The 14,939-nt window shown below is 42.9% G+C and carries 22 protein-coding genes, 1 tRNA gene and 2 rRNA genes (1 of these 25 running past the window's edge); all 25 read right to left on the bottom strand.

Going from position 1 to position 14,939, the window contains the following annotated elements:
- Window positions 1-1,101: ribosomal RNA gene (locus J1C91_RS10965) — 23S ribosomal RNA — on the bottom strand; it reaches 1,799 nt to the left of the window's first position.
- 127 nt (window positions 1,102-1,228) lie between these two features.
- Window positions 1,229-1,301, bottom strand: a tRNA-Ala gene (locus J1C91_RS10970).
- A 64-nt stretch (window positions 1,302-1,365) separates the two neighbouring features.
- Window positions 1,366-2,913, bottom strand: a 16S ribosomal RNA gene (locus tag J1C91_RS10975).
- Together the 16S and 23S rRNA genes with 1 tRNA gene alongside form the textbook arrangement of a ribosomal RNA operon.
- A 234-nt stretch (window positions 2,914-3,147) precedes the next feature.
- Complete coding sequence (locus J1C91_RS10980) at window positions 3,148-4,407, bottom strand: glutamate-cysteine ligase family protein (RefSeq protein ID WP_002908225.1); 1,260 nt, start codon at window positions 4,405-4,407, stop codon at window positions 3,148-3,150.
- Window positions 4,408-4,654: 247 nt separating this feature from the next.
- Window positions 4,655-5,041 (bottom strand): 50S ribosomal protein L17, encoded by a 387-nt coding sequence (rplQ, locus tag J1C91_RS10985; RefSeq protein WP_002894521.1) that lies wholly within the window; start codon window positions 5,039-5,041, stop codon window positions 4,655-4,657.
- A gap of 11 nt (window positions 5,042-5,052) precedes the next feature.
- Window positions 5,053-5,991, bottom strand: a complete 939-nt coding sequence (locus tag J1C91_RS10990) for a DNA-directed RNA polymerase subunit alpha (RefSeq protein ID WP_002894519.1) — start codon at window positions 5,989-5,991, stop codon at window positions 5,053-5,055.
- A gap of 45 nt (window positions 5,992-6,036) precedes the next feature.
- A complete protein-coding gene (rpsK, locus tag J1C91_RS10995) occupies window positions 6,037-6,420 on the bottom strand; it encodes a 30S ribosomal protein S11 (protein WP_001118385.1) in 384 nt (127 codons plus the stop codon).
- Window positions 6,421-6,439: 19 nt separating this feature from the next.
- Window positions 6,440-6,805, bottom strand: a complete 366-nt coding sequence (gene rpsM / locus J1C91_RS11000) for a 30S ribosomal protein S13 (RefSeq protein WP_002894516.1) — start codon at window positions 6,803-6,805, stop codon at window positions 6,440-6,442.
- 17 nt (window positions 6,806-6,822) lie between these two features.
- Window positions 6,823-6,939: a 50S ribosomal protein L36 gene (gene rpmJ / locus J1C91_RS11005; RefSeq protein WP_001808836.1), complete on the bottom strand. Its 117-nt coding sequence runs from the start codon at window positions 6,937-6,939 to the stop codon at window positions 6,823-6,825.
- 22 nt (window positions 6,940-6,961) lie between these two features.
- A complete protein-coding gene (gene infA, locus J1C91_RS11010) occupies window positions 6,962-7,180 on the bottom strand; it encodes a translation initiation factor IF-1 (RefSeq protein WP_001029883.1) in 219 nt (72 codons plus the stop codon).
- 117 nt (window positions 7,181-7,297) lie between these two features.
- Window positions 7,298-7,936, bottom strand: a complete 639-nt coding sequence (locus J1C91_RS11015) for an adenylate kinase (RefSeq protein ID WP_002908226.1) — start codon at window positions 7,934-7,936, stop codon at window positions 7,298-7,300.
- 173 nt (window positions 7,937-8,109) lie between these two features.
- On the bottom strand, window positions 8,110-9,417 hold the full coding sequence (gene secY, locus J1C91_RS11020) for a preprotein translocase subunit SecY (protein ID WP_002908227.1): 1,308 nt from the start codon (window positions 9,415-9,417) through the stop codon (window positions 8,110-8,112).
- A gap of 12 nt (window positions 9,418-9,429) precedes the next feature.
- Window positions 9,430-9,870: a 50S ribosomal protein L15 gene (gene rplO, locus J1C91_RS11025; protein ID WP_002901833.1), complete on the bottom strand. Its 441-nt coding sequence runs from the start codon at window positions 9,868-9,870 to the stop codon at window positions 9,430-9,432.
- Between the two features lie 154 nt (window positions 9,871-10,024).
- The gene (rpmD, locus tag J1C91_RS11030; RefSeq protein WP_002899668.1) at window positions 10,025-10,207 is read right to left on the bottom strand and encodes a 50S ribosomal protein L30; all 183 of its coding nucleotides are present in this window, start codon (window positions 10,205-10,207) and stop codon (window positions 10,025-10,027) included.
- A gap of 13 nt (window positions 10,208-10,220) precedes the next feature.
- Window positions 10,221-10,715 (bottom strand): 30S ribosomal protein S5, encoded by a 495-nt coding sequence (gene rpsE, locus J1C91_RS11035; protein ID WP_002894506.1) that lies wholly within the window; start codon window positions 10,713-10,715, stop codon window positions 10,221-10,223.
- A gap of 17 nt (window positions 10,716-10,732) precedes the next feature.
- Window positions 10,733-11,089, bottom strand: coding sequence for a 50S ribosomal protein L18 (gene rplR / locus J1C91_RS11040; protein ID WP_009659213.1), 357 nt, complete (start codon window positions 11,087-11,089; stop codon window positions 10,733-10,735).
- A gap of 85 nt (window positions 11,090-11,174) precedes the next feature.
- The gene (gene rplF / locus J1C91_RS11045) at window positions 11,175-11,711 is read right to left on the bottom strand and encodes a 50S ribosomal protein L6 (protein WP_002894503.1); all 537 of its coding nucleotides are present in this window, start codon (window positions 11,709-11,711) and stop codon (window positions 11,175-11,177) included.
- A 189-nt stretch (window positions 11,712-11,900) separates the two neighbouring features.
- Entirely contained in the window at window positions 11,901-12,299 is a 399-nt protein-coding gene (gene rpsH, locus J1C91_RS11050) for a 30S ribosomal protein S8 (protein WP_002899666.1), read from the bottom strand.
- A 180-nt stretch (window positions 12,300-12,479) separates the two neighbouring features.
- A complete protein-coding gene (locus J1C91_RS11055) occupies window positions 12,480-12,665 on the bottom strand; it encodes a type Z 30S ribosomal protein S14 (protein WP_001085697.1) in 186 nt (61 codons plus the stop codon).
- Window positions 12,666-12,682: 17 nt separating this feature from the next.
- Window positions 12,683-13,225 (bottom strand): 50S ribosomal protein L5, encoded by a 543-nt coding sequence (rplE, locus tag J1C91_RS11060; RefSeq protein WP_002894499.1) that lies wholly within the window; start codon window positions 13,223-13,225, stop codon window positions 12,683-12,685.
- Between the two features lie 23 nt (window positions 13,226-13,248).
- Window positions 13,249-13,554: a 50S ribosomal protein L24 gene (gene rplX / locus J1C91_RS11065; RefSeq protein ID WP_002894497.1), complete on the bottom strand. Its 306-nt coding sequence runs from the start codon at window positions 13,552-13,554 to the stop codon at window positions 13,249-13,251.
- Between the two features lie 75 nt (window positions 13,555-13,629).
- Window positions 13,630-13,998 (bottom strand): 50S ribosomal protein L14, encoded by a 369-nt coding sequence (gene rplN / locus J1C91_RS11070; protein WP_002894494.1) that lies wholly within the window; start codon window positions 13,996-13,998, stop codon window positions 13,630-13,632.
- A 25-nt stretch (window positions 13,999-14,023) separates the two neighbouring features.
- Window positions 14,024-14,284, bottom strand: a complete 261-nt coding sequence (gene rpsQ / locus J1C91_RS11075; RefSeq protein WP_000440801.1) for a 30S ribosomal protein S17 — start codon at window positions 14,282-14,284, stop codon at window positions 14,024-14,026.
- A gap of 23 nt (window positions 14,285-14,307) precedes the next feature.
- On the bottom strand, window positions 14,308-14,514 hold the full coding sequence (rpmC, locus tag J1C91_RS11080) for a 50S ribosomal protein L29 (RefSeq protein ID WP_002894488.1): 207 nt from the start codon (window positions 14,512-14,514) through the stop codon (window positions 14,308-14,310).
- Between the two features lie 9 nt (window positions 14,515-14,523).
- Window positions 14,524-14,937: a 50S ribosomal protein L16 gene (rplP, locus tag J1C91_RS11085; RefSeq protein ID WP_000960948.1), complete on the bottom strand. Its 414-nt coding sequence runs from the start codon at window positions 14,935-14,937 to the stop codon at window positions 14,524-14,526.
- Between the last annotated feature and the right edge of the window lie 2 nt (window positions 14,938-14,939).

The raw sequence follows: 14,939 nt of genomic DNA on the forward strand, positions 1-14,939 counted from the left end.
CTAAGCTAACATCCTAGTTGTCTGTGCAACCCCACATCCTTTTCCACTTAACAATTATTTTGGGACCTTAGCTGGTGGTCTGGGCTGTTTCCCTTTCGACTACGGATCTTAGCACTCGCAGTCTGACTGCCGACCATAATTCATTGGCATTCGGAGTTTATCTGAGATTGGTAATCCGGGATGGACCCCTCACCCAAACAGTGCTCTACCTCCAAGAATCTTCATGTCGACGCTAGCCCTAAAGCTATTTCGGAGAGAACCAGCTATCTCCAAGTTCGTTTGGAATTTCTCCGCTACCCACAAGTCATCCAAGCACTTTTCAACGTGCCCTGGTTCGGTCCTCCAGTGCGTTTTACCGCACCTTCAACCTGCTCATGGGTAGGTCACATGGTTTCGGGTCTACATCATGATACTAAAGCGCCCTATTCAGACTCGGTTTCCCTACGGCTCCGTCTCTTCAACTTAACCTCGCATCATAACGTAACTCGCCGGTTCATTCTACAAAAGGCACGCTCTCACCCATGAACGGGCTCGAACTTGTTGTAGGCACACGGTTTCAGGTTCTATTTCACTCCCCTCCCGGGGTGCTTTTCACCTTTCCCTCACGGTACTGGTTCACTATCGGTCACTAGGGAGTATTTAGGGTTGGGAGATGGTCCTCCCAGATTCCGACGGGATTTCACGTGTCCCGCCGTACTCAGGATACTGCTAGGTACAGAATCTATTTAAAATACGAGGCTCTTACTCTCTTTGGCTGACTTTCCCAAGTCATTCTTCTATAAATTCTGAGTCCACATTGCAGTCCTACAACCCCGAAGAGTAAACTCTTCGGTTTGCCCTTCTGCCTCTTCGCTCGCCGCTACTAAGGCAATCGCTTTTGCTTTCTCTTCCTGCAGCTACTTAGATGTTTCAGTTCACTGCGTCTTCCTCCTCATTCCCTTAACAGAAATGGGTAACAGGCATCAACCTGTTGGGTTCCCCCATTCGGACACCCCCGGATCGAAGCTTACTTACAGCTCCCCGAGGCATTTCGTCGTTTGTCACGTCCTTCTTCGGCTCCTAGTGCCAAGGCATCCACCGTGCGCCCTTACTAACTTAACCTTATTTTTGACCTTTCAGTCTTAAACTCATTAATTTTCACAGCGTTTTCGGTTTATTTTCTTGTTACTATTTGATATCGGTATTCAATTTTCAATGGACAAGTTCTTTATCTAGTCAAACTAGATAATGGAGCCTAGCGGGATCGAACCGCTGACCTCCTGCGTGCAAAGCAGGCGCTCTCCCAGCTGAGCTAAGGCCCCACATAGCCCTCTCAAAACTAAACAAGACTCAAGTGCATTCCGTGTGTCCTTACGGACTCCTTAGAAAGGAGGTGATCCAGCCGCACCTTCCGATACGGCTACCTTGTTACGACTTCACCCCAATCATCTATCCCACCTTAGGCGGCTGGCTCCTTGCGGTTACCTCACCGACTTCGGGTGTTACAAACTCTCGTGGTGTGACGGGCGGTGTGTACAAGGCCCGGGAACGTATTCACCGCGGCGTGCTGATCCGCGATTACTAGCGATTCCGACTTCATGTAGGCGAGTTGCAGCCTACAATCCGAACTGAGACTGGCTTTCAGAGATTAGCTTGCCGTCACCGGCTTGCGACTCGTTGTACCAGCCATTGTAGCACGTGTGTAGCCCAGGTCATAAGGGGCATGATGATTTGACGTCATCCCCACCTTCCTCCGGTTTATTACCGGCAGTCTCGCTAGAGTGCCCAACTCAATGATGGCAACTAACAATAGGGGTTGCGCTCGTTGCGGGACTTAACCCAACATCTCACGACACGAGCTGACGACAACCATGCACCACCTGTCACCTCTGTCCCGAAGGAAAACTCTATCTCTAGAGCGGTCAGAGGGATGTCAAGACCTGGTAAGGTTCTTCGCGTTGCTTCGAATTAAACCACATGCTCCACCGCTTGTGCGGGCCCCCGTCAATTCCTTTGAGTTTCAACCTTGCGGTCGTACTCCCCAGGCGGAGTGCTTAATGCGTTAGCTGCGGCACTAAGCCCCGGAAAGGGCCTAACACCTAGCACTCATCGTTTACGGCGTGGACTACCAGGGTATCTAATCCTGTTTGCTCCCCACGCTTTCGAGCCTCAGCGTCAGTTACAGACCAGAGAGCCGCTTTCGCCACCGGTGTTCCTCCATATATCTACGCATTTCACCGCTACACATGGAATTCCACTCTCCCCTTCTGCACTCAAGTTAAACAGTTTCCAAAGCATACTATGGTTAAGCCACAGCCTTTAACTTCAGACTTATCTAACCGCCTGCGCTCGCTTTACGCCCAATAAATCCGGACAACGCTCGGGACCTACGTATTACCGCGGCTGCTGGCACGTAGTTAGCCGTCCCTTTCTGGTAAGATACCGTCACAGTGTGAACTTTCCACTCTCACACCCGTTCTTCTCTTACAACAGAGCTTTACGATCCGAAAACCTTCTTCACTCACGCGGCGTTGCTCGGTCAGGGTTCCCCCCATTGCCGAAGATTCCCTACTGCTGCCTCCCGTAGGAGTCTGGGCCGTGTCTCAGTCCCAGTGTGGCCGATCACCCTCTCAGGTCGGCTATGTATCGTCGCCTTGGTGAGCCGTTACCTCACCAACTAGCTAATACAACGCAGGTCCATCTGGTAGTGATGCAATTGCATCTTTCAATTAATTATCATGCGATAAGCAATTTCATGCGGTATTAGCTATCGTTTCCAATAGTTATCCCCCGCTACCAGGCAGGTTACCTACGCGTTACTCACCCGTTCGCAACTCATCCAAGAAGAGCAAGCTCCTCTCTTCAGCGTTCTACTTGCATGTATTAGGCACGCCGCCAGCGTTCGTCCTGAGCCAGGATCAAACTCTCATTAAAAAGTTTGAGTTCGCACTCATTACTGTCCACTGACAGATTTATTTTCTCGTTTTTTGACAGGTTACATATCTCTATGTCACCCTGCACTTGGTTCGTCTTGTTCAGTTTTCAAAGGGCTTTGTCTTTCGCGACAACTATATTAGTATATCACCTATACCACCAACCTGTCAATACCTTTTTTAATCTTTTTTAAAATTTTTCTAGAATTTTTTATGCATCAGAGGCTAGCCTCTATTAAAGAGAGGGAAGAAAAGCTTCCTCACCTAGTTGACGTGCTATTAAACCAGCTCTCGCCAGCTGAAGCAAAGTCTTTGTGAGTTCATAAATATGCTCTGTTTCACTTGCGGTCAACTCTTTTTTAGAGAACCTTCTTCTTAAAGCTTTGTAATCTCGACCTTCCTGTTGAAAGAAGGTAGCATTTTGTAAATAGGTTTTTACATTTTCCAGATTTTCTAAAATACCAAGATGAAAAGCAGCAGAAGAAAAGGTTTTATCAAAAGGTTGGGTACAGACACTCCGAAACTCTACTGTCCCCCGTGTCGTCAAATCTTGATACTGATAACTTCTGTGATTCTTGAAGTCTGCTTCCCTTGGAGTCAAGTTTGCTTTTTCGCCTGAAAGGTCATAAGCCTCAATAGTTTTCTGGCTCAAGTATTCATTAGCAGCTATCGGATAGAAATAGTAGGATTGACCATTTCGTTCGGCAGTAAAAAGTGCTGATCTATCAAGATATGCAAAAAATTCATCTTCAGTTTGAAAATCTTTCGAATTAACACCCGCATTTTCCTGTAAAATGCCATGCATCGATTGCTCCCAGAAAATATCTCGAGCGATTTTTGTATTCCAAGAAGAATCTGAAAACTCTGAATTGGCAAAGAGGTATGCCTTGGCAGCTTCAATTTGATTGAAGACATTGATAACAGTTAAATAATTTTCTCTTGAAACATCTAACTGCACCTGACTCCCACAAATAAAAGCACCATATTCTGGATAATTGTGCAGACCATCCATGTTCTTTCCCATAGCTAAATACTGCATCAGCATTTCATATCTTGGATACTTAACTGGACTATTATCATTTTCTGCCCAGAAAGGATGAATTCCTTTACCTTGAATTTCATGGTTTTCTTTGCGTAGAATTGCCTGAATAATGCTCAGATAGTTCTTAAAACGCTCTTCAACTTCTTGAATTCTGCTAGCCTTGGCAAAAGCAAATTCCAAAGTATTGTAAGAGACCTCAAAAAGAATTCTGTCTTCATTTTTAGTAGATTTCAGTTGAATGGGATTCCCGTCTCTGTCAAATCGTTCTGCCTCAAAATCATACTCTTCCAACAGACGTTTTAAGAGATTTTTTGCAACATTTGTATCAGTCGCTCCGCCCTGGCTATTGACAATAGGAAATTCTAACTCAATGCCAATGTATACCGTTGGATTTTCTTTGATATTCTTTAAATAGCGTTCTTTTAAAATTTGGATTGAATCCATCATTTCCATTTCCTATAAATTTTTGATAGTGTTAAAGTATTATAACAAAATTTCAGGTATTTTCCTAGCCTCATGCAAAAACGCCTGCTTACGAAATTGTTTTTGCCTTAAAAGCAATTTCGTAAACAAGCGTCTACCTATTATCAACTATATGATGAGTGTTCCCGCTAGGAAAGAATCCTAGCGGTAGACCAGAGCTAGACTAAGAATAGAGATTCTATTCCATCATCATAACACTCAACAAAGATTGATGATCTTAAACTAATTCGATGATTGCCATTGGCGCAGCATCTCCACGGCGCGGTTCAGTTTTCAGGATACGAGTATATCCACCGTTGCGCTCTGCATAGCGTGGTGCAATCTCAGAGAACAATTTTTGAAGAGCAGTAGTTGTAGTATACTTTTCTGTTGCTTCATCATAGTTTTCTGATGCGATTTCATTGCGTACAAAAGCTGCAGCTTGACGACGAGCGTGCAAGTCTCCACGTTTGCCCAATGTAATCATTTTTTCAACTGTTTTACGGATTTCCTTAGCACGAGCTTCAGTTGTTACGATTGATTCGTTGATCAGCAAATCAGTAGTCAAATCGCGAAGCATTGCTTTACGTTGTGAGCTAGTGCGTCCTAGTTTACGGTAAGCCATGTATTCCTCCTTTATTTATCGTTTTTTAACCCCAGACCGAGATCAGCAAGTTTAACTTTTACTTCTTCCAGACTCTTGCGTCCCAAGTTACGAACTTTCATCATTTCTGGCTCAGATTTTTCTGTCAAATCAAATACAGTATTGATACCTGCACGTTTCAAACAGTTGTATGAGCGAACTGACAAATCTAATTCTTCGATGGTTCGTTCCAAAATGCGGTCATCAGAAGTCTTTTCTGCTTCCTTCATAACGTCTGCAGCGATAGCTACTTCTGTCAGGTTGGTGAAGAGATTCAAATGTTCCGTAAGAATGCGGGCTGAAAGTCCCAAAGCATCTTCTGGAATAATTGTTCCATTCGTTAAAATTTCAAGGGTTAGTTTGTCAAAACCATCGTTGCTACCAACACGAGCTGGCTCAACCTGGTAATTAACTTTTGTCACAGGCGTATAGATAGAATCCACCGCAAGTGTTCCCACTGGTGCATCATCTTTCTTATTTTCATCTGCAGGCACATAACCACGACCGCTGTTGACAGTCATCGTTGCCTTAAAGCTTGCGCCTTCTCCGATTGTAAAGAGATAATGATCAGGGTTTATAATTTCAATATCACTGTCTGTCAAAATGTCTCCGGCAGTTACTTCTGCTGGCCCTTCAACATCCAGTTCAATAATCTTTTCGTCTTGGACGTAAGATTTTACAGCAATCCCTTTGACGTTCAAAATGATTTGCATCACGTCTTCACGGACACCGGAAATCGTATCAAACTCGTGCAAAACACCTTCAATATTAATTGAAGTGACAGCCGCACCTGGAAGTGAAGCTAAAAGCACACGGCGAAGAGAATTTCCCAGTGTTGTACCATAGCCACGCTCAAGCGGCTCTACTACAAACTTGCCATAATCTTTATTTTCATCAATTTTTGTTATATTTGGTTTTTCAAACTCAATCATTTGCTATACTCCCTCTTAAACGAAAAGCAGTGTAACGGTTGGTGATTATACACGGCGACGTTTTGGAGGACGAGCACCATTGTGTGGTACAGGAGTCACATCACGAATAGCTGTTACTTCAAGACCAGCGGCAGCAAGAGCACGAATAGCAGACTCACGACCAGAACCTGGACCTTTTACAGTAACTTCAACTGATTTCAGACCGTGTTCCTGTGCAGATTTAGCAGCTGCTTCAGATGCCATTTGGGCAGCAAATGGTGTAGATTTACGAGAACCTTTAAATCCAAGAGCTCCAGCAGATGACCAAGCAATCGCGTTACCATGCACATCAGTAATCATAACAATAGTGTTATTAAATGTAGCGTGAATATGAGCAATACCGGATTCGATATTTTTCTTCACACGACGTTTACGTGTTGGTTTAGCCAAGACTTTTTACCTCCTTATATTATTTTTTCTTACCTGCAATCGCAACAGCTTTACCTTTACGAGTGCGGGCGTTATTTTTAGTGTTTTGTCCACGGACAGGAAGTCCACGACGGTGACGGATTCCACGGTATGAACCGATTTCCATCAAACGTTTGATGTTCAAGTTTACTTCACGACGAAGGTCACCTTCAACTTTAATCGCATCTACTTCACGACGGATAGCGTCTTCTTGTTCGATTGTAAGATCTTTTACACGAATATCTTCTGAAACTCCAGCAGCTGCCAAGATTTTCTTAGAAGTTGGAAGTCCGATACCGTACACATAAGTCAGCGAAACGACTACACGTTTGTCATTTGGAATGTCAACTCCAGCAATACGAGCCATTTTTTCTCCTTTCTATCTTATCCTTGACGTTGTTTGTGTTTTGGATTTGCTGGGCAAATTACCATAACACGACCATTACGACGAATAACTTTGCAGTATTCGCAAATTGGTTTGACCGATGGTCTTACTTTCATTTTTTCCCTCCAAGTTTTTCGATTATTTAAAGCGGTATGTGATCCGTCCACGTGTCAAATCATAAGGACTCATTTCTACAGTCACACGGTCTCCCGCTAAAATACGAATATAGTTTTTACGAATTTTACCAGAAACTGTTGCTAAAATCTGATGTCCATTTTCAAGTTCAACCGTAAACATTGCATTAGGCATTGTATCAACTACCTTGCCTTCAACCTCAATCACATCGTCTTTTGCCACGCAAAAGTACCTCCATAAATTTCGATTTGATCCCTCTGAGCACAGAGGTAACAATTATAAGTCAGACTAATTCATTGTATCACTACTTGTCAAATATTGCAAGCAGGAAAAACGCTTTTATTTCAAATTTGTCAGCACTTTTTCAATGTCTGAGAAGACATCATCAATATCTTGATTTCCTTGAATATCATGGACCAAACCTTTGCTGCGATAGTGATCAATGATTGGCTGACCCTGAGCGATATTGACATCCAAACGACGTTTAACCGTCTCAGGCTTGTCATCTTCGCGCTGGTAATAATCCTCTTCCTTATAGTCTGCTGGCGGATTGAAGACCTTGTGGAAGGTTTCGCCTGTTTGACGATGGATAATCCGACCGCTCAAACGCTCCAAGAGACAGTCTGGGTTCACTTCGATATTGATTACACCTTCAAGTTCGATACCAAGTTCAGCCAATGTTTTGTCCAAGGCATTTGCTTGCTCAATCGTGCGTGGATAGCCATCCAAGAGGAAGCCTGTTTGCTTAATATCGTCTTGACTCAAACGCTCTTTGACAATACCGTTTGTCACTTGGTCTGGCACCAACTCGCCCTTGTCAATATAGGACTTGGCTAAGACGCCCATCTCTGTTTGGTTAGCAATCGCCGCACGGAACATATCTCCAGTTGAAATATGTGCAACATTGAAGCGCTCAACGATTTTAGCAGCTTGAGTTCCTTTACCAGCACCTGGTAAGCCCATAATCAAAAGATTCATGATTGGTCTCCTTTTTTGTTTTTAAAGCAATCTATTAAACCGATTAATAAACTCGTTTAAAAACAAAATAGAAGGGGGTGAGTCTACTCTGTCCCCTTTTATTTTGTTTATTTTCGGTTCAAGAAAGGTTATCTGAACAGGCTTCTCATTAGAAAAGCAATTCAAAAATTCCCTTACTCTGAAGTATCCATAAAGCCGACATACTTTCTCTTCAGCAGGTAGCCCTCTAGCTGCTTCATCCCCTCAATACCAGTTGAAATGATGATCAAGAGACTGGTTCCTCCAAGAGCAACGGCATCTGTCAATCCAAATACATCTTTAGCTACAATAGGCAGAATGGAAATGACACCTAGGAAGAGAGCGCCAACTGTTGCCAAACGGCGCAGCAGTTTAGACATGTAGTCTTCTGTTCCTTTACCAGGACGAACACCTGGGATGTAAGCTCCGCTCTTTTGCAGATTCTCTGCTGTCTTCTCTGGATTAATCTGTACAAAAGTATAGAAGAATGTAAAGAGGACAATCAGGAAGGCGTACATGAACATACCACTAATGGTCGTTGTTGCCAAAAGTGACTGAGCTGTCTTAATCCAATCTGCATCATAACCCATGGCACTGGCAACTTGGAAAATCGCTGCCGGTGCAGCTGTAATAGAGCTAGCGAAGATTACAGGAATAACTCCAGCTGGATTGACTTTCAGCGGAAGATAGGAGCTAGAAGGTGCACCCTTAGCTACTTTCGTATACTGAATTGGAATTTTATATTCAGCCTGCTGTACAAAGGTTGTAAAGTAAATGATAAGCAGGACTGCCACAATCAGAATCCCTACAAAAATGAAGGATGAAGTCAAACGATCACTAGGGATATTGACAAAGTAATCTTCATAGATACCTTTAATCATATCAGGGATAGCTGAGACGATACCGGCAAAGATAATCATGGAAACACCGTTACCGTAACCCTTATCCGTAATCTGCTCTCCCAGCCAAGTCACAATCATAGAACCAGTTGCTAGAAAAATGTAAATCAAAACATAGGTCTGCACATTCGGGTTTGTTATAAGATTTACTCTTGAGAGAGCACCAAAACCAGCGGTAATCCCAATTGCCTGCACAAAGGCCAAAACCAGGGCGATATAACGAGTCGCTTGATTCAGCTTTCTGCGTCCTACCTCACCTTGCTTTCCCCACTCTACAAACTTTGGAAGCAAGTCCATTTGCAGCAACTGAACAACGATAGATGCTGTGATGTATGGACTGACTCCCAGAGCAAAGACTGAGAAGTTGCGCATGGCGTTACCAGAAACCAAGCTCAGCATATTCAAGAATGGCAAATCATTCAAGTTGCTCAAAGCTTTGGCATTAATCCCTGGAACCGTTATGGTTGTACCGATACGGAAAACTAAGATGATAAAAATCGTGAATAGAATCTTAGACCGTACCTGTTTGATTTTAAATGCGTCTTTTAATAGTTTGAAAAACATAGGTCACCTCGCTTAGATGACTTCCACTGAACCACCTTTAGCAGTGATAGCTTCTTCAGCTGATTTAGAGAATTTAGCTGCCTTAACAGTCAATTTCTTTGTCAATTCTCCGTTACCAAGAATCTTGATTCCTGATTTTTCAGCTTTTACAATACCTGCTTCGATGAGAACAACTGGTGTTACTTCAGCGCCATCTTCAAAGGCGTTCAGTTGGTCAAGGTTAACAATCGCATATTCTTTGCGGTTGATGTTCAGGAAACCACGTTTTGGAAGACGACGGAACAACGGAGTTTGTCCACCTTCAAAACCAAGGCGAACGCCGCCACCGCTACGAGCTTTTTGACCTTTTTGACCACGGCCAGATGTTTTACCATTACCAGATGATGTACCACGACCAACACGATTGCGGACTTTACGAGAACCTGCAGCAGGTTGTAATTCATGAAGTTTCATTATATTATTTCTCCTCTTTTGTAAAATGCTAGCGCTCATATAGGAGAAAAGGTGTCTCCTATATAAACTCGCCTATACATATATTTAGTTTTAGGGGCTGAGAAAATCCCATCCCCTAACGTATTTTAATTTAAAGTTGTTAAACCAGCAAAGCTTATTTAACGTCTTCAACAGTTACCAAGTGTGATACTGCAGTAATCATACCACGTACTGCTGGGTTATCTTCTTTGATAACTGAACTGTTCAATTTGCCAAGTCCAAGTGCTACAACAGTTTTACGTTGTGACGGGATGCGTCCGATTGGAGACTTAGTCAAAGTAATTTTAATTTGAGCCATGTTATCCCCTTTCTTATGCCAAGTCAGAAACTGAAATACCACGAAGGGCAGCAACTTCTTCAGCGCGTTTTAATTGTTTCAAACCTTCAACAGTTGCGCGAACGATGTTGATTGGAGTGTTAGAGCCAAGAGATTTAGATGTAACATCTGCTACACCTGCCAACTCGATGACGGCACGAACCGCACCACCAGCAGCAACTCCAGAACCCTCAACAGCTGGCTTAAGCAATACTTTAGCTCCGCCAAATTCTGAAAGAACTTCGTGAGGAATTGTTGTGCCAACCATTGGTACTTCAATCAAATTCTTCTTCGCATCTTCAACTGCTTTGCGGATTGCTTCTGGTACTTCTTGAGCTTTACCAGTACCGAAGCCAACACGACCATTGCGATCACCAACAACTACAAGAGCTGCAAAGCGAAGACGACGTCCACCTTTAACAACTTTTGTAACACGGTTGATGGCAACTAAACGTTCTTCAAGTTCAACTGCGTTGTCTTTAAATGCCATTTTCTAGTGTCCTCCTCTTAGAATTTCAATCCGTTTTCACGAGCTGCATCAGCCAAAGCTTTTACACGTCCGTGATAGAGATATCCACCGCGGTCGAAGACGACTTCAGAAATACCTTTAGCAACTGCACGTTCAGCAACGAGCTTACCAACAACAACGGCTTGTTCTGTTTTAGTTCCTTTTGAAACTTCTTTGTCAAGAGTTGAAGCGCTTGCGAGCGTTACACCCGCTACGTCATCAATCACTTGAGCGTAGATGCCTGTATTAGAACGGAATACGTTCAAACGTGGGCGATCAGCAGTTCCAGAGAGTTTTCCGCGAACGCGACGGTGGCGTTTTTGGCGGATTTTATTTTTATCTGGTTTCGTAATCACAATTTTCACCTCTTAATTTTAATCTTGTGCTTATGCACAACCTTGGGAAACAGCTTGTTTGGCTGCAAAAATCAGCCAGACAAGATTATTTACCAGTTTTACCTTCTTTACGGCGAACGAATTCACCAACGTAGCGGATACCTTTACCTTTGTATGGCTCTGGAGCACGCAGACTACGTACGTAAGCTGCAGTTTGTCCGACTACTTCTTTTGAAATTCCGCTGACAACGATAGTTGTTGGATTTGGAAGTTCAAAAGTGATGCCTTCTGGCGCTTCTACTTCGTCTGGATGAGATTTACCAACTGAAAGTACAAGCTTTTTGCCTTGAAGTTGAGCACGGTAACCAACCCCACGCATTTCAAGTTCTTTCTTGAATCCTTCTGATACACCAACAACCATGTTGTTCAAAAGGGCACGAGTTGTTCCGTGGATTGTTTTCATTTCTTTTGAATCGTTTGGACGGTGAAGAGTTACTTCAGTTCCTTCCACACGGATTTCAATATCTTTTGAGAACTCACGAGTCAGTTCTCCTTTAGGTCCTTTTACAGTTACAACGTTGTCTTTGTTGCTGATTTCAACACCAGCAGGCAACACGATAACTTTATTACCAATACGTGACATGTATATATTCTCCTGTTAGATTGTCAGGCCGCATGCGACCAGTTTTCACGGGGCTTAAATCGATTTCTCGATTTAAAGGAACATTTAGATTTCAATTTCAAAGTGAATTTAGGCATCGTCTCGCAAGCATAACTTTGGGTTAGTCAAGAGACGATAACGAAGAGTCGCAAAGAAATTGAGAGCTAAATATTACCAAACGTAAGCGATAACCTCACCACCAACATTCTTTTGGCGTGCTTCTTTATCAGTCAGCAAGCCTTCAGATGTTGAAAGGATAGCAATTCCAAGTCCGTTCAGAACTTTTGGAAGATCTTCGCGTTTCTTGTAAACACGCAGACCTGGTTTTGAAACGCGTTTCAAACCAGTGATAACTTTTTCACCATTTTGTCCGTATTTAAGGAATACACGGATGATGCCTTGTTTGTCATCTTCGATGATTTCAACGTTTTTTACAAAACCTTCACGCTTCAGGATTTCAGCAATCCCTTTTTTGATGTTTGATGCAGGCACTTCAAGCACTTCGTGGTTTGCTTGGTTAGCATTACGGATACGTGTCAGAAAGTCTGCAATTGGGTCAGTCATAACCATTTTATATTTCTCCTCTTACTAGTAGTTTGCAAGCTGCACTTGCTAGTTAATGATTGAGCTATGCTCAGAATATGTTTCTAGGTTTCAATTCCTAAGTGAGTCTAGGCATCAGCTTGTAGACATAACTAAAGTTAGGCAAAAGCCGATAACGAAGAATCCTGACGGAATTGGAAGCTAGAATTACCAAGATGCTTTGGTAACGCCAGGGATTTGTCCTTTGTATGCTAATTCACGGAAGCAAACACGGCAAAGTTTAAACTTGCGGTAAACGGAATGTGGACGGCCACATTTTTCACAACGAGTATAAGCTTGCGTAGAGAACTTAGCTGGGCGTTTGTTCTTAGCAATCATTGATTTTTTAGCCATTTGTTTTACCTCCTATATTATTTTGCAAAAGGCATTCCAAGGCCTGTAAGCAATTCGCGTGACTCTTCGTCAGTGTTAGCAGTTGTTACGATAACGATGTCCAGACCGCGAGTCTTATCAACGTCATCAAAGTTGATTTCTGGGAAGATCAATTGTTCTTTCACACCAAGTGTGTAGTTTCCGCGTCCATCAAAAGATTTTGTTGGAACACCATGGAAGTCACGAACACGTGGAAGAGAAACTGAAACCAATTTATCCAAGAATTCATACATACGTTCACCACGAAGGGTTACTTTAGCACCGATCGCTACACCTTCACGAAGACGGAAGCCGGCGATTGATTTTTTAGCTTTAGTGATAAGTGGTTTTTGACCTGAGATAAGAGCCAATTCTTCAGCAGCTTTTTCAAGGTTTTTAGCGTTTGATACAGCGTCACCGACACCCATGTTCAAAACGATTTTATCCACTTTTGGCACAGCCATAACAGATGAGTAGTTGAACTTTTCAGTCAAAGCTGGAACTACTTCTTTAAGATATTTTTCTTTTAAACGATTTGCCATTATACTTCTCCTTTCCTTCGTGATTAGTCAAGCACTTCGCCTGATTTTTTATTGTAACGAACTTTTTTGCCGTCTACAAACTTGTAGCCAACACGTCCTGCAACACCATTTTTGTCAAGAACTTGAACGTTTGACACATGGATTGGTGCTTCTTTTTCCACGATAGCACCTTGAGGGTTTTCGTTATTTGGTTTTTGGTGTTTCTTAACGATGTTTACACCTTCAACAACAACTTTGTTTACTTTTGGAAGAGCTGTAACAACAAGCGCTTCAACACCCTTGTCTTTACCAGCAATTACGCGAACTTTGTCGCCTTTTTTTACAAACATTTATTTCTCCTCTTAATTCTTACGCCCATAGGGGCACCCTGACTTTTGCCAGGGGACTGTGTTTGTTAATTTTGATTAAAGTACTTCTGGAGCCAATGATACGATCTTCATGAAGCCGCCGTCACGCAATTCACGAGCAACTGGGCCGAAGATACGAGTTCCGCGAGGAGTTTTGTCTTCACGGATGATGACTGCAGCGTTTTCGTCAAATTTGATGTATGAACCATCTTTACGACGAGCACCTGATTTAGTACGAACGATAACAGCTTTTACAACGTCACCTTTCTTAACCGCACCACCAGGAGTAGCTTGTTTTACAGACGCAACGATTACATCACCGATGTTAGCGAACTTACGTCCTGAACCACCAAGAACTTTGATTGTCAAGATTTCGCGAGCGCCGCTGTTGTCGGCAACTTTCAAACGAGTTTCTGTTTGAATCATTTAAGTTTTCTCCTTTCTGGTTTGATTAGATGATAACCGCTTCTTCAACGACTTCTACAAGACGGAAGCGTTTTGTAGCTGAAAGCGGACGAGTTTCCATGATACGAACGATATCACCTTCTTTGGCAACATTGTTTTCGTCATGTGCTTTGTACTTCTTAGAGTAGTTAATACGTTTACCATAGACTGGGTGGTTACGTTTAGTTTCAACTACAACTGTGATTGTTTTGTCCATTTTGTCAGAAACAACGCGTCCGACAAGAACTTTACGATTATTGCGTTCCATTGAAATTCTCCTTCCCTAGTCTATTATTTAACTTCTGATTGAACAGTTTTGATACGAGCGATTTGTTTTTTCACTTCTTTCAGGCGAGCTGTCTGCTCCAATTGGCCAGCAGCTGCTTGGAAACGAAGATCAAACAATTCTTTCTTCAATTCATTTTCACGCTTCGCGAGTTCTTCTTGAGAAAGACCACGAAGTTCTTTAACAAATTCTTTTACTTCATTAAGTTTCATGCCTTCTCCTTATTCTGCTTCACGTTTTACGAATTTACATTTAACTGGAAGTTTGTGGCTTGCAAGGCGAAGCGCTTCGCGAGCGATTTCTTCTGAAACGCCAGCAACTTCAAACATTACTTTGCCACGCTTAACCGGTGCAACCCAACCTTCTGGAGCACCTTTACCAGATCCCATCCGTACACCGATAGCTTTTGCAGTGTATGATTTGTGTGGGAAGATTTTAATCCAAACTTTACCACCACGCTTCATGTAACGAGTCATAGCGATACGGGCAGCTTCGATTTGGCGGTTAGTGATCCAGTGGCTAGTAGTTGCTTGAAGACCGTATTCTCCAAATGCTACTTCTTTTCCGCCTTTAGCTTCACCGCGCATTTTTCCACGGAATTCGCGACGGTGTTTAACACGTTTAGGTACTAACATTG

This window comes from Streptococcus sanguinis (genome assembly GCF_050222175.1).
Taxonomy (GTDB): domain Bacteria; phylum Bacillota; class Bacilli; order Lactobacillales; family Streptococcaceae; genus Streptococcus; species Streptococcus sanguinis_M.

Bases quoted from the DNA above. Each gene is read 5' to 3' on its own strand.
- J1C91_RS10980 (WP_002908225.1), bottom strand. From the start codon at position 4,407: ATGGAAATGATGGATTCAATCCAAATTTTAAAAGAACGCTATTTAAAG.
- rplQ (WP_002894521.1), bottom strand. From the start codon at position 5,041: ATGGCTTACCGTAAACTAGGACGCACTAGCTCACAACGTAAAGCAATG.
- J1C91_RS10990 (WP_002894519.1), bottom strand. From the start codon at position 5,991: ATGATTGAGTTTGAAAAACCAAATATAACAAAAATTGATGAAAATAAA.
- rpsM (WP_002894516.1), bottom strand. From the start codon at position 6,805: ATGGCTCGTATTGCTGGAGTTGACATTCCAAATGACAAACGTGTAGTC.
- rpmJ (WP_001808836.1), bottom strand. From the start codon at position 6,939: ATGAAAGTAAGACCATCGGTCAAACCAATTTGCGAATACTGCAAAGTT.
- J1C91_RS11015 (WP_002908226.1), bottom strand. From the start codon at position 7,936: ATGAATCTTTTGATTATGGGCTTACCAGGTGCTGGTAAAGGAACTCAA.
- secY (WP_002908227.1), bottom strand. From the start codon at position 9,417: ATGTTTTTCAAACTATTAAAAGACGCATTTAAAATCAAACAGGTACGG.
- rplO (WP_002901833.1), bottom strand. From the start codon at position 9,870: ATGAAACTTCATGAATTACAACCTGCTGCAGGTTCTCGTAAAGTCCGC.
- rpmD (WP_002899668.1), bottom strand. From the start codon at position 10,207: ATGGCTCAAATTAAAATTACTTTGACTAAGTCTCCAATCGGACGCATC.
- rpsE (WP_002894506.1), bottom strand. From the start codon at position 10,715: ATGGCATTTAAAGACAACGCAGTTGAACTTGAAGAACGTTTAGTTGCC.
- rplF (WP_002894503.1), bottom strand. From the start codon at position 11,711: ATGTCACGTATTGGTAATAAAGTTATCGTGTTGCCTGCTGGTGTTGAA.
- rpsH (WP_002899666.1), bottom strand. From the start codon at position 12,299: ATGGTTATGACTGACCCAATTGCAGACTTTCTGACACGTATCCGTAAT.
- J1C91_RS11055 (WP_001085697.1), bottom strand. From the start codon at position 12,665: ATGGCTAAAAAATCAATGATTGCTAAGAACAAACGCCCAGCTAAGTTC.
- rplE (WP_002894499.1), bottom strand. From the start codon at position 13,225: ATGGCAAATCGTTTAAAAGAAAAATATCTTAAAGAAGTAGTTCCAGCT.
- rplX (WP_002894497.1), bottom strand. From the start codon at position 13,554: ATGTTTGTAAAAAAAGGCGACAAAGTTCGCGTAATTGCTGGTAAAGAC.
- rplN (WP_002894494.1), bottom strand. From the start codon at position 13,998: ATGATTCAAACAGAAACTCGTTTGAAAGTTGCCGACAACAGCGGCGCT.
- rpsQ (WP_000440801.1), bottom strand. From the start codon at position 14,284: ATGGAACGCAATAATCGTAAAGTTCTTGTCGGACGCGTTGTTTCTGAC.
- rpmC (WP_002894488.1), bottom strand. From the start codon at position 14,514: ATGAAACTTAATGAAGTAAAAGAATTTGTTAAAGAACTTCGTGGTCTT.
- rplP (WP_000960948.1), bottom strand. From the start codon at position 14,937: ATGTTAGTACCTAAACGTGTTAAACACCGTCGCGAATTCCGTGGAAAA.